Annotated in this window: 15 protein-coding genes; 7 read left to right on the forward strand and 8 right to left on the reverse strand. The window is 70.3% G+C overall.

Annotation, left to right across the window (positions count from 1 at the left end; all coding sequences use genetic code 11):
• Positions 1–59: 59 nt before the first annotated feature.
• The 3 genes from ureG (at position 60) to AB0I94_RS20305 (ending at position 3,267) form a co-directional block, all read left to right on the forward strand.
• Positions 60–743: an urease accessory protein UreG gene (gene ureG / locus AB0I94_RS20295; protein WP_363310957.1), complete on the forward strand. Its 684-nt coding sequence runs from the start codon at positions 60–62 to the stop codon at positions 741–743.
• A 2-nt stretch (positions 744–745) separates the two neighbouring features.
• Positions 746–1,513 carry an urease accessory protein UreD gene (locus AB0I94_RS20300; protein WP_363311033.1) on the forward strand — a complete coding sequence of 256 codons (768 nt, stop codon included), beginning with the start codon at positions 746–748 and terminating at the stop codon, positions 1,511–1,513.
• Positions 1,514–1,662: 149 nt separating this feature from the next.
• Complete coding sequence (locus tag AB0I94_RS20305) at positions 1,663–3,267, forward strand: alpha/beta hydrolase (RefSeq protein ID WP_363310958.1); 1,605 nt, start codon at positions 1,663–1,665, stop codon at positions 3,265–3,267.
• Positions 3,268–3,356: 89 nt separating this feature from the next.
• Here AB0I94_RS20305 and AB0I94_RS20310 read toward each other — a convergent pair whose 3' ends face one another.
• Complete coding sequence (locus AB0I94_RS20310) at positions 3,357–3,851, reverse strand: YbaK/EbsC family protein (RefSeq protein ID WP_363310959.1); 495 nt, start codon at positions 3,849–3,851, stop codon at positions 3,357–3,359.
• Between the two features lie 77 nt (positions 3,852–3,928).
• Complete coding sequence (locus AB0I94_RS20315) at positions 3,929–4,657, reverse strand: lysophospholipid acyltransferase family protein (RefSeq protein WP_363310960.1); 729 nt, start codon at positions 4,655–4,657, stop codon at positions 3,929–3,931.
• A 288-nt stretch (positions 4,658–4,945) separates the two neighbouring features.
• On the opposite strand from AB0I94_RS20315, the gene AB0I94_RS20320 reads away from it, so the two are divergent.
• Positions 4,946–5,359, forward strand: coding sequence for an SSI family serine proteinase inhibitor (locus AB0I94_RS20320; RefSeq protein WP_363310961.1), 414 nt, complete (start codon positions 4,946–4,948; stop codon positions 5,357–5,359).
• 83 nt (positions 5,360–5,442) lie between these two features.
• Here the strand turns inward: AB0I94_RS20320 and AB0I94_RS20325 are convergent, their stop codons facing one another.
• The 5 genes from AB0I94_RS20325 to AB0I94_RS20345 form a co-directional block, all read right to left on the reverse strand.
• Positions 5,443–5,604: a hypothetical protein gene (locus AB0I94_RS20325; protein WP_363310962.1), complete on the reverse strand. Its 162-nt coding sequence runs from the start codon at positions 5,602–5,604 to the stop codon at positions 5,443–5,445.
• Between the two features lie 84 nt (positions 5,605–5,688).
• Positions 5,689–6,642, reverse strand: a complete 954-nt coding sequence (locus AB0I94_RS20330; RefSeq protein WP_363310963.1) for a cytochrome c oxidase assembly protein — start codon at positions 6,640–6,642, stop codon at positions 5,689–5,691.
• Between the two features lie 115 nt (positions 6,643–6,757).
• Complete coding sequence (locus AB0I94_RS20335; protein ID WP_363310964.1) at positions 6,758–7,783, reverse strand: 6-phosphofructokinase; 1,026 nt, start codon at positions 7,781–7,783, stop codon at positions 6,758–6,760.
• A gap of 143 nt (positions 7,784–7,926) precedes the next feature.
• Positions 7,927–8,655 carry a glutamine amidotransferase gene (locus AB0I94_RS20340; RefSeq protein ID WP_363310965.1) on the reverse strand — a complete coding sequence of 243 codons (729 nt, stop codon included), beginning with the start codon at positions 8,653–8,655 and terminating at the stop codon, positions 7,927–7,929.
• A gap of 40 nt (positions 8,656–8,695) precedes the next feature.
• Positions 8,696–9,934, reverse strand: a complete 1,239-nt coding sequence (locus AB0I94_RS20345) for a MurT ligase domain-containing protein (RefSeq protein ID WP_363310966.1) — start codon at positions 9,932–9,934, stop codon at positions 8,696–8,698.
• A gap of 142 nt (positions 9,935–10,076) precedes the next feature.
• On the opposite strand from AB0I94_RS20345, the gene def reads away from it, so the two are divergent.
• Positions 10,077–10,616: a peptide deformylase gene (def, locus tag AB0I94_RS20350; RefSeq protein WP_363310967.1), complete on the forward strand. Its 540-nt coding sequence runs from the start codon at positions 10,077–10,079 to the stop codon at positions 10,614–10,616.
• A 51-nt stretch (positions 10,617–10,667) separates the two neighbouring features.
• On the opposite strand, the gene AB0I94_RS20355 is transcribed toward def, so the two are convergent.
• Positions 10,668–11,315, reverse strand: a complete 648-nt coding sequence (locus AB0I94_RS20355) for a TetR family transcriptional regulator (protein ID WP_363310968.1) — start codon at positions 11,313–11,315, stop codon at positions 10,668–10,670.
• A 167-nt stretch (positions 11,316–11,482) separates the two neighbouring features.
• Here AB0I94_RS20355 and AB0I94_RS20360 point away from each other — a divergent pair, with 167 nt between their 5' ends.
• Both AB0I94_RS20360 and AB0I94_RS20365 read left to right on the forward strand, forming a co-directional pair.
• Positions 11,483–12,709 (forward strand): acyl-CoA dehydrogenase family protein, encoded by a 1,227-nt coding sequence (locus tag AB0I94_RS20360; RefSeq protein ID WP_344519324.1) that lies wholly within the window; start codon positions 11,483–11,485, stop codon positions 12,707–12,709.
• Positions 12,710–12,799: 90 nt separating this feature from the next.
• Positions 12,800–13,243, forward strand: coding sequence for a MarR family transcriptional regulator (locus tag AB0I94_RS20365; RefSeq protein ID WP_363310969.1), 444 nt, complete (start codon positions 12,800–12,802; stop codon positions 13,241–13,243).
• Positions 13,244–13,342 lie beyond the last annotated feature (99 nt).

Genomic DNA, 13,342 nt, shown 5'->3' on the forward strand with positions numbered 1-13,342 from the left:
CCGGTCGTCAAACGCCGGACGGGCTGAAACGCCCGCAGCCGGCACCTAGGAGTCGCACCATGCATCTCGACCACTCCCACGACGAATCCACCGCCGTGAGCGCCGACGCGCACCGGCCCGACGGGCGCCGCCGCGCCCTGCGGATCGGGCTCGGTGGGCCCGTCGGATCCGGCAAGACCGCCACCGTCGCCGCGCTCTGCAAGGAGCTGCGCAACGAGCGGTCCCTGGCCGTCGTCACGAACGACATCTACACCCGCGAGGACGCCGAGTTCCTGCTGCGCGAGGCCGTGCTCCCGCCCGAGCGGATCACCGCCGTGGAGACCGGCGCGTGCCCGCACACCGCGATCCGTGACGACATCTCCGCCAACCTGGAGGCCGTGGAGGACCTTGAGGACGAGGTCGGACCGCTGGACCTGATCCTCGTCGAGTCCGGCGGGGACAACCTCACCGCCACCTTCTCCAAGGGGCTCGTCGACGCGCAGATCTTCGTCATCGACGTCGCGGGCGGCGACGACATCCCGCGCAAGGGCGGCCCCGGCGTCAGCACCGCCGACCTCCTGGTCGTCAACAAGACCGACCTCGCGCCGCACGTCGGCTCCGACCTGGCCCGCATGGCCGCGGACGCCAAGGCCCAGCGGGCCGAACTGCCCGTCGTCTTCCAGTCGTTGAGGTCGGACGAGGGCGTGGGGCCCGTCGCCGCCTGGGTGCGAGCCCAGTACACCGCCTGGACCGCGTCCGCATGAGCATGGAGGCCGTCGTGGCATCGGGGGTGCGCGGCACCGTCCGCATCACCGCGCGGGGCGACGGTCGGGGCGGCACCGCCCTGCCCGTGCTCGACGGAGAAGGGCCGATCGTGCCGCGCCGCACCCGGTCCACCGGAGTGGGCGCACAGGTCACTCTCGTCGGGGCGATGAGCGGCCCCCTCGGAGGAGACCACCTCACGGTCGAGGCCGCCGCCCACGACGGGGCCCGGCTGCACATCGGCTCGGCCGCCGCGACGCTCGCCCTGCCGGGGCAGGCGAAGGAGGCGGCGCGTTACGACGTGCGGATCACGGTGGGCGACGACGCCGAACTGTGCTGGCTGCCGGAGCAGTTGATCTCCGTACGCGACAGCGATCTGCGGGTGACCACGCGGGCCGAGCTCGCCGCGAGCGCACGCCTCGTGCTCCGGGAGGAGCAGGTGCTCGGGCGGACCGGTGAAGAACCGGGACGCCTCAGCAGCCGCCTCACCGTGCGCCGGGCCGGGCGGCTCCTCCTCGATCAGGAGCTCTCCTGCGGCCCCGGCGCGCCCGGCGGTTGGGACGGACCCGCCGTCCTGGCGGGACACCGCGCGATCGGCCAGCTCGTCGTCATACGGCCGGAGTTCGAGCGGGAACGGCCCGAGCCCGCGCTGCTCGGGGACTCAGCCGCGCTCACCCCGCTCGCCGGACCCGCGGTGCTCGTCACCGCCGTCGCCTCCGACGCCCTGCGGGTCCGCCGTGTCCTCGACCGGGCCTTGCGCACACTCACGTGAACAGGGGCATAACCGCTCAGCGGAGTTCCCTGCACCGTCTATCGGATTGGTAAAGAACCCCTGCTCCGTCTGTCGCACTGAACCTGTTGACCGACAGGATCCTCCTACTGTTCGAAATCGACAGGTAAACCGACAGGGGGAGGAACCAGTTGAGACGCACCACAGCATTCGGCGCAGCCGGCACGCTGATCACGGGCTCGCTCATAGCGGGCGCGATCATGGCGCCGGTCGCCAATGCCGACGCCCGCCAGGGCAGCGGCAGCGCTGACGCCCGCCAGCGCACCAGCTCCGAGGCGCGCGGTGTCGCGCTCGCGGCGCAGCGTGCCGCCAAGGCCGGCATCGACTGGCAGACATGCCCCGACGACTGGGGTCTGGACAAGGCGATCAAGTGCGGCTGGGTCACCGTCCCGCTCGATTACGCCAAGCCCAACGGCAAGAAGATCAAGCTCGCTGTCGACCGCATCGGCAGCACCGGGACGAAGAAGGAGCGCCAGGGCGCGCTCCTCTACAACCCGGGCGGCCCCGGCGCCTCCGGGCTCCGCTTCCCCAACCGCGTGGTCACCAAGGCCAAGCTCTGGGAGAAGACGGCGAAGGCGTACGACTTCGTGGGCTTCGAGCCGCGCGGTGTCGGTCACTCGGCGCCCATCTCCTGTGTGGACCCGCAGGAGTTCGTCAAGGCTCCCAAGCTCGACCCGGTGCCGGACTCCGAGGCGGACAAGCGCGCCCAGCGCAAGCTCGCCGCCCAGTACGCGGACGGCTGCGCCGAGCGCAGCGGCGAGATGCTGCCGCACATGACGACGCCGAACACCGCACGCGACCTGGACGTCATCCGGGCCGCGCTCGGCGAGAAGAAGCTGAACTTCCTCGGCGTCTCCTACGGCACCTACCTCGGCGCGGTCTACGGAACGCTCTTCCCGACGCACGTGCGCCGCATGGTCCTCGACTCGGTGGTCAACCCGTCGAAGAAGAAGATCTGGTACGAGGCCAACCTCGACCAGGACATCGCCTTCGAGATCCGCCTCAAGGACTGGATGGAGTGGGTCGCCAAGTACGACGCCACCTTCCACCTCGGGGACACCGCGGACAAGGTCGCCAAGAACTGGGACAAGCTGCGCGCCGCCGCGAAGAAGGAGCCGCTGGGCGGAGTGGTCGGCCCCGCCGAGCTCATCGCCTACTTCCAGAGCGCTCCGTACTACGACTCCGCCTGGGTGGGGATCGCGACGAACTTCAGCAAGTACGTCGCCGGTGACGCCAAGCCGCTGATCGAGGCCGCGAGCCCCGACCTGTCGGACACCGCGGGCAACATCGCCTCGGAGAACGGCAACGCCGTCTACACGGCCGTCGAGTGCGCGGACGCCAAGTGGCCCACCAGCTGGAAGAAGTGGGACCGCGACAACACCCGCATCCACCGCGACAACCCGTTCATGACGTGGGCCAACGCCTGGATGAACCTGCCCTGCGCGACCTGGAAGAGCAAGCAGCACGAGCCCGTCGAGGTCAAGACCGGCAAGGGCCTGCCGCCCGTCCTGATCGCCCAGGCGACCCGCGACGCGGCCACCCCGTACGGGGGTGCCGTCGAGCTGCACAAGCGGTTCAAGGGCTCGCGCCTGATCACGGAGAAGGACGCCGGCTCGCACGGCATCACGAACCTGGCCAACCCGTGCCTCAACGACCGTGTCGACACCTACCTGCTGACCGGCAAGGTGGACAGCAAGGACGTGACGTGCGCGCCGCACGCCACGCCCAAGCCGTGACGGTCCGCCGCTAGGCGACCGCCAGGCAGCTGAGCGAGGGGCGACCGGAAGCACCACCCGGTCGCCCCTTCGTCATGCCGCTTCCTCCGTTACGCCGCGTCCTGCGCGATCGTGGCCAGGCGCGGCTCGGCGATCGCCTCGTAGTCCGCGGTCCGCAGCGCCAGCGAACGGTCGAGGCGCGCCGCGTTGAAGAACAGCTCGTCATGGGCGAGCAGCGCCGGATCCACGACCAGTTCGAGCTCCGGGTCGAAGGAGAACGGCAGGATCGTGCCGCTCACGCTGCCGGCGAGCCGCTCAGCCGCTTCCTGGGTCGCGAAGCCCGCGTACGTCCCGCCAAGGAGCTGCTTGACGGCGTTCAGGTCGACACGCCGGTCACCGGGCACCACCGCCAGCACGTACCGCTTCGTCTTCTTGCCGATCTTCACCATCACCACGATGCACTTGGCGGCCTGCTGAAGCGTGTTGCCCCGCAGCGCGCTCACCGCCTGAGTGGCGCCCTCCGCGTCGTGCTCGATGACGCGGTAGCCCGCGCCCCGCTCGTCAAGCAGCCCGATCAGCTTGGTGTACAGGCTGTGCTCGCTCATCCGCTTCTTCTCCCCTGGTGCCGGCAAGGCGTCTTGTCCGCACGGTGCCGATCCTGACAGGACCGTACGTCAGGACATCAACTCAGCGGCAGCCGGGGGAATTTCCGTCTGCCCGCCGCGGCGGCACGCTCGGCCTCCTCCGCCTTCACGACCGCTGCGTACTTGTCGACGTACTCCTGACCTGAGAGCCCGAGGATGGCGTACATGATCTCGTCCGTGACGGCGCGCAGGACCGCCTTCTCGTTCTCCATGCCCGCGTACCGCGAGAAGTCCAGCGGGGCGCCGAAACGGATGGACACGCTTTTGAAGTTCGGCATCTTCTGACCCGGCGGCTGCGCCTCGAACGTGCCGATCATCGCGCACGGGATCACCGGCACCTGCGCCTTGAGCGCCATCGCGGCGACACCGACCTTCCCCTTGTACAGACGCCCGTCGTGCGAGCGTGTGCCCTCCGGGTAAATGCCGAGCAGCTCTCCCTTGCGCAGCACCCCGAGGCCCTCACGGATCGCTGCCTGGCCCGCCTCCTTGCCGGAGCGGTCCACCGGAATCTGCCCGGCACTGTGGAAGAACGCGGCGGTCAGGCGGCCCCTGAGGCCGGGGCCCGTGAAGTACTCGGCCTTGGCCAGGAAAGTGATCCGCCGCTTGATGATGGCGGGCATCAGGAAGTGGTCCGAGAACGAGAGGTGGTTGCCCGCCACGATCGCCGGACCCGATTCCGGTACATGCTCGAGCCCCTCGATGCGCGGCCGGAACATGAGCCGCAGCAGCGGCCCAAGGACGACGTACTTGAGCAGGTAGTAGAACACCCGTTGCTCCTTGACGTAGATGGACCGGCCTGGGTGCTGCGTCGTCGCAGGTCACGGGTCCTCGCGCAGCGGTCAGTTTAAGTGTGCCGCCTCGACGGGAGAAGGGACCGAAGCCGGGTGGCCTCGGTCCCTTCGGGCAACCGCGCGCCGGCCGACGGCGCACCCGTCCGGACCCCGCGCCGTACACGTCCGGGTGACCGCCCGGCGTGTCGGCCGCGTGGGCGGCCCGTGCGGGGGTGGCCTGGCCTCTCTCCGACGCAGTAGTACGTCACCGCCACAGGAGGTCCCATGAGGTCTCGTCCCACGTCCCGCCTGCGCCCGGTCGCCACCGCCGCCGCGCTTGTCTCCCTCGCCGTGGCCGCGCCCGCCCACGCGGCCGGCGAAACGGCCCCCGAGCGGCCGAGCGGCGTCTTCCTCACCGTCACGGGCCAGGACAACACCTGGGTCCGCGGGGTGCTGCTCGACTGCGTGACCGAGCGGCCCGGACACCATCCGCACGCGGCCGAGGCCTGCGCGGCGATCGACAAGGCGGAAGGCGACTTCGAGGCGCTGCCCGCGAAGTCGGGAATCTGTACCAAGCAGTACGCCCCGGTCACCGTGAGCGCGACGGGAGTGCATCGCGGCAAGCCGGTCAGCTGGAACAAGACGTACGGCAACACCTGCGAGATGGAGTACTCGACGGGCGCAGTCTTCCGCTTCTGACCGCACCTGCCGCTTCCGACAGCACCTGCCGACCGCCCACCCCGAGCGCCGCCCCGCACCTTTCCTCGACCGCGCGCGGCGCCTCAGGGCGTGCTGCGCGAGAGCACCATGGCCAGCGTGAGCATCCCGATGACGATCCAGCCGAACCACAGCCAGCCGTTGCTTCCGAGCGCGACCGTATACGCGGTCACCGCGACCAAGCCTCCGATGGTGAACGCACCCATCGTCTTCGTAGAATCAGGCATCGTCCTGCCTCCTTCCGGCAGCCCGGCGCCTCGACGCCAGGACCGCGGCCTGAGACCATCCTGACCCGCGAAGACCCTTTGCCGCTAGCGCCCGCGCGCGGCCAATGAGGCCAGATAGGCGTTGTACGCCTCCAGCTCCTTGTCACCGTCGCGGTCGGCGGCCCGGTCCGTGCGCCGTGCCTGGCGCTGTTCGGAGCGGTACCACTGGAAGAGCAGCGCGAGCAGCACGAGGACCGACGGCACCTCGCTGAACGCCCACGCGATGCCGCCGGCGGCGCTCTGATCAGCGAGTGCGTCGATGCCGAGCGAGGCCGGCGGGTTCTTGTACGTCCCGATCATGGGTTCCGAGGCCATCATCAGCGCGATGCCGAAGAACGCGTGGAACGGCATGCCCGCGAACAGCTCCAGCATCCGCATGATGTATCCGGGCCGGTGCGGACCCGGGTCGACGCCCATGATCGGCCAGAAAAAGACCAGGCCGACGGCGAGGAAGTGCACCATCATGCCGATGTGGCCGACCTTGGACTCCATCAGGGTGTCGAAGATCGGGGTGAAGTACAGGGCGTACAGGCTCGCGATGAACAGCGGGATCGTGAACGCGGGGTGCGTGATGATCTTCATGTAGCGGCTCTGCAGGATCCACAGCAGCCACTCGCGGGGGCCCTTGTGGCCGCGCCGGGCCGCGACCGGCAGCGCGCGCAGGGCGAGGGTGATCGGGGCGCCCATCAGGATCAGGATGGGCGAGAGCATGCTGATGATCATGTGTTGCACCATGTGCACGCTGAACATGACCATGCCGTAGTCGTTCAGCTTGGTGCACATCACGAGCAGGATGGTCAGCACGCCCGCCACGAAGGAGATGGTGCGGCCGATCGGCCACTTGTCACCGCGCCGTACGAGCCGGACCACACCCCAGCCGTAGAGGGCGAGCGCCACCAGGCAGCTGATCAGGAAGAAGGGGTCGGCCGAGAGTTCGAGCCCGCGCCCCAGCGTGAACGGCGGCAGATCCATGTTCATGCCGTGCCCGCTGTGATCCATCCACTGGCTCCTGATTCGTGCGGTTGTGCGCTGTGTGTCCGCACCAGACTAGAACGGCCCCCGGACGCCGACGCGTCCGGGGGCCGTTCCTTCAGCCTTGAAGCAGGGCCTGGCCCTAGAGCACGCACTCCGCCTCGGCATAGCGCTCGTCCGGCACCGTCTTCAGCGTCTCGACGGCCTCGGCCAGCGGCACCATCGTGATGTCCGTGCCGCGCAGCGCGGTCATCTTGCCGAACTCGCCCCGGTGCACGGCCTCCACGGCGTGCCAGCCGAAGCGGGTGGCGAGCACGCGGTCGTACGCGGTGGGGGTGCCGCCGCGCTGCACGTGCCCGAGGATCACCGGGCGTGCCTCCTTGCCCAGGCGCTGCTCCAGTTCACCGGAGAGCCGCGTGGCGATGCCGGCGAACCGCTCGTGGCCGTACATGTCCTTGGTGCCCTCGTCGAACTCCATCGTGCCCGCGCGGGGCTTGGCGCCCTCGGCGGCCACGACGATCGCGAACTTCTTGCCCGCGGAGAACCGTTCGCCGACCTTCCGCGCCAGTTCCTCGATGTCGAAGGGACGCTCCGGCACGACGATCGCGTGCGCGCCCGCGGCCATGCCCGAGTGCAGCGCGATCCAGCCGGTGTGCCGGCCCATGACCTCGACGATCAGGACCCGCTGGTGCGACTCGGCGGTGGTCTTGAGACGGTCGAGGGCTTCGGTCGCCACGCCGACGGCGGTGTCGAAGCCGAACGTCACGTCGGTCACCGCGATGTCGTTGTCGATCGTCTTGGGCACCCCGACGATCGGCAGACCGGCGTCCGACAGGAGCCTGGCCGCCTTCAGGGTGCCTTCGCCGCCGATCGGGATGACCGCGTCGAGGCCGAGGTCGGCGAGGTGACCCTTGGCCCGCTCGACGCCGTCGCGCAGATGGGCGGGCTGGACGCGCGAGGAACCGAGAATCGTTCCGCCACGCGCCAGGATGCCGCCCACCGCGTCGAGGTCGAGCTTGCGGTAGTCGCATTCGAGCAGACCACGCCAGCCGTCGTGGAAGCCGATGACCTCGTCGCCGTGGTCGACGACGGCGCGGTGCACGACCGAACGGATGACGGCGTTCAGACCGGGGCAGTCGCCGCCGGAGGTGAGGACACCAATGCGCATAGCCCGGGAAACCTTTGCAACGTGGGCCGAAGTCCGGACCACGTCGTCCGGCTGGAACCCCGCCACCCTATAGGCGACAGGGGGCGGGGCAGCACCGGGCGTCCGACTGCTGGACTCGGCCGCTCACCTGTGCGGCCGGGGCTTCAGGCGGGCTGCTGCGCCGCCGTCATGCGCTCGGCGCGCAGCGCGTCGTACCAGCGGTCGTCCGTCGGCGGCAGCGCGTTCACGTCGAGGGCCAGCTTCAGGAGCAGGTCCGCGATCAGCGGGTTGCGGGCCAGGACGGGACCGTGCATGTACGTGCCGAAAACGGTGCCGTTGTACGCGCCCTCCGTGCCGTCACCCGTACCGTTGCCCCGGCCGAGCGTGACGCGGGCGAGCGGTCGCGCGGAGGGGCCGATGTGCGTGATGCCCTGGTGGTTCTCGAAGCCGGTCAGCGGGGGCAGGCCCAGCTGAGGGTCGATGTCGCCGAGGACGTCGCCGACGCAGCGGTCGCCCTCGCCGCGGGTGGAGATCACGTCGAGCAGGCCGAGGCCCGGCTCGCGCTGGCCGAGGTCGTTGATGAACTCCTGGCCCAGGATCTGGTAGCCCGCGCAGACCGAGAAGACGATCGCGCCGTTGCCCACGGCCCGCTGCAGTCCGCCGTCGCGGCGAAGCCGCTCGGCCGCGAGACGCTGCGGGCGGTCCTCGCCGCCGCCGATCAGGTAGATGTCGCCGGAGGTGGGCACCGGCTGGTCGCTGCGCACGTCGTAACGCTCGACCTGGAGGCCGCGCTGCTGGGCGCGGCGCTCCACGACCAGGGCGTTGCCCTGGTCTCCGTACGTGCTGAGCAGGTCGGGGTAGACCCACACCAGCCGCAGGCTGTTGTCGCTCATGCTCATTCGTCCCTACGAGGGTCTAGAGGGTCCGGTGGGGTCAGTTGCCGACGCGGCGGCGCAGGTCCTGGAACGCGGTGTAGTTCGCGATCGTCTCGATCCGTCCGGGCGGCGCGAGCTGTACGGCCTCGTCGAGGGACTCGCAGACCCGGAAGTCCAGGCCCGCGACCTCAAGGCGCACGGCGAGGTCCAGCTTGCGGTCGCCGAGCACGAAGATCGGGTGACCGGCAAGGCGGGTGTAGTCGACGTCCCACAGCCAGGAGGTGTCGGTGCCGTCGGCGCCACGGGCGTTCACGGAGAGCACCACCGGGGTGGGCGGCGGGTCGATCAGCGAGAACGTCTCGAGCCAGCCCGCGGGGTTCTTCGCGAGCAGCAGACGCAGCTCGCGGCCCTGGAACTGCACGACGTCATAGCGTCCGGCGACGGCCTGCACCTGGTACATCCGCTCCAGGGCGACCTGCGGCGGCACGCCGAAGACGGCGGCGACGGCGGCCGACGTGGTGGCGTTCGCCTTGTTCGCCCGGCCCGGCAGCTGCAGGTGGATCGGCCAGGCCGAGCCGTGCGGGTCCAGGACGTGGTCGCCGGAGAGCACCCAGCTCGGCGCGGGGCGGCGGAAGCCGCACTCGCCGCAGAACCAGTCGTCCCCGGGGCGCTGCATGACACCGCCGCAGGAGGGGCACGACCAGGCGTCGTCCTTCCACTCCTGACCGGCGGCCACCCATACGACGTTCGGCGACGAGGAAGCGGCCCAGACGACCAGCGGGTCGTCCGCGTTCGCGATCACGACCGCCTTGGACCCGGCCAGGCCCTCGCGCCAGTTCTCGGCCATCATGCGCGTCTCGGCGGCGCGGTCGAGCTGGTCGCGCGAGAGGTTGAGCAGCGCGATCGCCTTCGGCTCCACGTCACGGGCGACACCGGCGAGGTACTTCTCGTCGACCTCGATCACGCCGTATCTGGCGTCCGAGCCGCCCGCGAGGGCCGAGGTGATACCGGCTGGCATGTTCGCGCCAAGCGCGTTCGACACGACGGGCCCGCTGGCGCGCAGCGCCTCCGCGAGCAGCCGGGTCGTGGTCGTCTTGCCGTTCGTGGCAGAGACGAGCACCACGTCCAGGTGCGTGGCGAGTCGCCCGAGCAGGTCGGGGTCGAGTTTGAGTGAGACGCGGCCGCCGATCACCGATCCGCTGCCGCGGCCCGCCGCGCGCGACACCGCCGCGGCCGCCTTGCCCGCCGTCACGGCCAGCTTGGCCCGCGGCGACAGCGGGTCCGTGTTGCCTGCCATCAGTTCTGGATCCTCCTTGCTTACGGCGCCGCGTCTGCCCCCGGCAACGCGATGAACCTCAGCCTATCGAGATCCACTCACAAGCCCGAACCGCGGCACCACCCCGACCTCGGGGCTCTCCAAGGACCGTACCCTTGCGGCCATGCGACACGGCTCGATCCCGGGCGCCTCGGGGCGCGTACGACCTCTGACACTGCTCGGTGACCCCGTGCTGCACAAGCCCTGCGAGGAGGTCACCGACTTCGGCCCCGAACTGGCCCGGCTCATCGAGGACATGTACGCCACGATGTACGCCGCCCAGGGCGTGGGTCTGGCCGCCAACCAGATCGGCGTGAGCCGGCGGGTCTTCGTGTACGACTGCCCGGACGACGAGGATGTGCGTCATCTCGGGTACGTGGTCAACCCCCGCCTCGTGGAAGCGGACGGGGTGAGCGTGCGCGGGCCGGAGGGCTGTCTGTCCTTGCCGGGCCTGGAGGCGAGCACCCCGCGGTTCGACCACGCGGTGGTGGAGGGCGTCACCGTGCTCGGTGAGCCGGTGCGGGTGAACGGAACCGGCTGGTTCGCGCGCTGCTTGCAGCACGAGTGCGACCACCTGGAGGGCGGGGTCTACACCGATCACGTCACGGGCTGGCGGCGCCGCAGGGTGCTGCGGGCCGCCGCCAAGGCGTCCTGGAGCAGTTGACTTCTCGGAGTCGGCCGGTCCTGACCGGAGCCGGCCGGTCCGACGAGGTTCTCAGAAGCCGGGGCCGCCGACGCGGTCGCCCGCCGCGGCGAGCCGCCCCCACAGCAGGTCGGCCAGGCTGCTGACCAACTCCGCCCGCGGGCACGGGCGTTCGCCCAGCCACCAGTCGCCCGCCGCGTGCATCATGCCGACGATGCCGTGCCCCCACACGCGCGCGAGCTGCGCGCTGCCGGGGCCGAGATCGACCCGCTCCTCTATGACCTGCGCGAGCTCCTCGCCCATGCGGCGCAGCACGGGCGCGGAGTGCAGGCCTACGTCGAAGCCCTGGTCGCCGGGGGCGGCGGCGTCCGAGGGGTGCATGAGGAAGCGGTAGACCTGCGGGCGGGCCTCGATCGCCGCGAGGTAGGTGTCCAGGGTCCTTTCGACCCGCTCCCGTCGCTCGGCCGGGGCGTCCAGGGCGGCGCGCAGCGCTTCGAGGAGTGCGTCGGTGTGCCGCTTGGCGAGCGCGGCGTACAGTCCGCCCTTGTCACCGAAGTGCCGGTACAGGATCGGCTTGGTGATGCCGGCTTCCGCGGCGATGGCGTTCATGGAGGCGCCGGGGCCGTCGCGGAGCACCACCCGGTCGGCGGCCTCCAGCAACTCGCGCCGCCGGCGCTCCGCAGACCGTTGCTGATCGGTCTGCTGTGTGGTGGTCTCCATAGCGTTTCTCTCCCCGCCCGTGCGATTGCGTGACGCACGCGCAACGTAACACCCCGCGAGCGGGGACGATCGAACGGGCGGCCGGGAGTTGACATTGGCTACCCGCCAGTAACAGACTCCAGTTACCGCAAGTAACGCACGTCTTCACCGCAGGTCCTGGAGGGGTCATGGCCGAGTTCACCATGGAGCTCAACGACGAACAGAAGGAGGTCCGGGACTGGCTCCACGGGTTCGCCGCTGACGTGATCCGGCCCGCCGCCGCCGAGTGGGACGAGCGCGAAGAGACCCCCTGGCCCATCATCCAGGAGGCGTCGAAGCTGGGGATCTACTCCCTGGACTTCTACGCCCAGCAGTTCTTCGATCCCACCGGCCTCGGCATCCCGATGGTGACGGAGGAGATCTTCTGGGGCGACGCGGGCATCGGCCTGTCCATCATGGGCACCGGTCTGGCCGCTGTCGGCGTCCTCGCCAACGGCACCGAGGAGCAGATCGGGACCTGGATCCCGCAGATGTACGGCGACGTGAACGACGTCAAGGTCGCCGCCTTCTGCTCCTCCGAGCCCGACGCGGGTTCGGACGTGGCGGCGATGCGCACCCGCGCCGTCTACGACGCGGCCAAGGACGAATGGGTCCTCAACGGCACCAAGACCTGGGCGACCAACGGCGGCATAGCCAACGTGCACGTCGTCGTCGCGGTGGTCGACGCCGAGCTCGGCTCCAAGGGCCACGCCTCCTTCATCGTCCCGCCGAACACTCCCGGCCTCTCCCAGGGGCAGAAGTTCAAGAAGCACGGCATCCGCGCCTCGCACACCGCCGAGGTCGTCCTGGAGGACGTCCGCGTCCCCGGTCACTGTCTGCTCGGCGGCAAGGAGAAGCTCGACGAGCGCCTCGCCCGCGCCCGTGAGCGCGCCAAGACCGGTGGCGAGCGCGTGAAGAACGCCGCGATGGCCACCTTCGAGGCGTCCCGCCCGGCGGTCGGCGCCATGGCCGTGGGCACGGCGCGCGCCGCGTACGAAGAGGCTCTGGAGTACGCCAAGACGCGTACGCAGTTCGGTCGCCCGATCATCGACAACCAGGGGGTCGCCTTCCAGCTCGCCGACATGGCTACGCAGATCGACGCAGCCCGTCTGCTCGTCTGGCGCGCCTCGTGGATGGCGAGCACGGGCAAGAAGTTCGAGTCGGCCGAGGGCTCCATGTCGAAGCTGTACGCGAGCGAGGTCGCCAAGAAGGTCACCGCGCAGGCGGTGCAGATCCTCGGCGGCAACGGCTTCACGCGCGAGTACCCGGTGGAGCGGATGCACCGGGACGCCGCGATCTACACGATCTTCGAGGGTACGAGCGAGATCCAGCGTCTGGTGATCGCGCGCACGCTGTCGGGGATGCCGATCCGCTAGGGCCCTGGGCGCCGGCGAGGCCGCTGAGGGCAGAGGGGAGATAGACAGGCAAGTTTGCAAGTTTGCCTGTCTATCTCCTACGGTCGTGTCATGACCGAGAAGCCTGGCGCCCCGACCCCCGAGCAGGTCGCCGCCGATCTCACCTCCGTCATCGGACGCGTGGCGCGCCGGCTGCGGACCGCCTCTCCAGGGGCCGGGCTCAGCGCCTCGCAGCGCACCGTCCTCGCCCTCCTCGACCGGGAGGGGCCCGCCACCACGGCGGCCCTGGCCCGCGCCGAACTCGTACGGCCGCAGTCGATGCGCATGACGGTGGGCGCCCTGGAGAGCATGGAGCTGATCGAGCGCGCACCCGATCCGGACGACGGGCGGCAGTCGGTCGTCTCGGTGACCGACAAGGGCCGCCGCACCCTCGCGGAGACGCGCGCCGCCAAGCACGGGTGGCTCTCGGGCGCCATCGCCGACAGCCTCGACGCCGACGAGCGGCGCCAACTGGCCGAAGCCGCCGTGCTGTTGGAGCGACTGGTGCAGCAGTGAGAGCGGTGCCCGCCCTCCGCCTTCGCGGTGAACGTCCCCGCGGTGCTCTCCACCGCGTTGACCTGGTGACAGCCGTGTCGCCCGCGCCCGTTCATCGAC

Origin of the sequence: Streptomyces sp. NPDC050147 (assembly GCF_040660195.1) — a bacterium.
Taxonomy (GTDB): Bacteria; Actinomycetota; Actinomycetes; order Streptomycetales; family Streptomycetaceae; genus Streptomyces.

What these genes read in the sequence shown, in the direction of transcription:
- ureG (WP_363310957.1), top strand. Translation starts at nt 60, where the DNA reads ATGCATCTCGACCACTCCCACGACGAATCCACCGCCGTGAGCGCCGAC.
- AB0I94_RS20300 (WP_363311033.1), top strand. Translation starts at nt 746, where the DNA reads ATGGAGGCCGTCGTGGCATCGGGGGTGCGCGGCACCGTCCGCATCACC.
- AB0I94_RS20310 (WP_363310959.1), bottom strand. Translation starts at nt 3,851, where the DNA reads ATGAGCGAGCACAGCCTGTACACCAAGCTGATCGGGCTGCTTGACGAG.
- AB0I94_RS20320 (WP_363310961.1), top strand. Translation starts at nt 4,946, where the DNA reads ATGAGGTCTCGTCCCACGTCCCGCCTGCGCCCGGTCGCCACCGCCGCC.
- AB0I94_RS20325 (WP_363310962.1), bottom strand. Translation starts at nt 5,604, where the DNA reads ATGCCTGATTCTACGAAGACGATGGGTGCGTTCACCATCGGAGGCTTG.
- AB0I94_RS20330 (WP_363310963.1), bottom strand. Translation starts at nt 6,642, where the DNA reads ATGGATCACAGCGGGCACGGCATGAACATGGATCTGCCGCCGTTCACG.
- AB0I94_RS20335 (WP_363310964.1), bottom strand. Translation starts at nt 7,783, where the DNA reads ATGCGCATTGGTGTCCTCACCTCCGGCGGCGACTGCCCCGGTCTGAAC.
- AB0I94_RS20340 (WP_363310965.1), bottom strand. Translation starts at nt 8,655, where the DNA reads ATGAGCGACAACAGCCTGCGGCTGGTGTGGGTCTACCCCGACCTGCTC.
- AB0I94_RS20345 (WP_363310966.1), bottom strand. Translation starts at nt 9,934, where the DNA reads ATGGCAGGCAACACGGACCCGCTGTCGCCGCGGGCCAAGCTGGCCGTG.
- def (WP_363310967.1), top strand. Translation starts at nt 10,077, where the DNA reads ATGCGACACGGCTCGATCCCGGGCGCCTCGGGGCGCGTACGACCTCTG.
- AB0I94_RS20355 (WP_363310968.1), bottom strand. Translation starts at nt 11,315, where the DNA reads ATGGAGACCACCACACAGCAGACCGATCAGCAACGGTCTGCGGAGCGC.
- AB0I94_RS20360 (WP_344519324.1), top strand. Translation starts at nt 11,483, where the DNA reads ATGGCCGAGTTCACCATGGAGCTCAACGACGAACAGAAGGAGGTCCGG.
- AB0I94_RS20365 (WP_363310969.1), top strand. Translation starts at nt 12,800, where the DNA reads ATGACCGAGAAGCCTGGCGCCCCGACCCCCGAGCAGGTCGCCGCCGAT.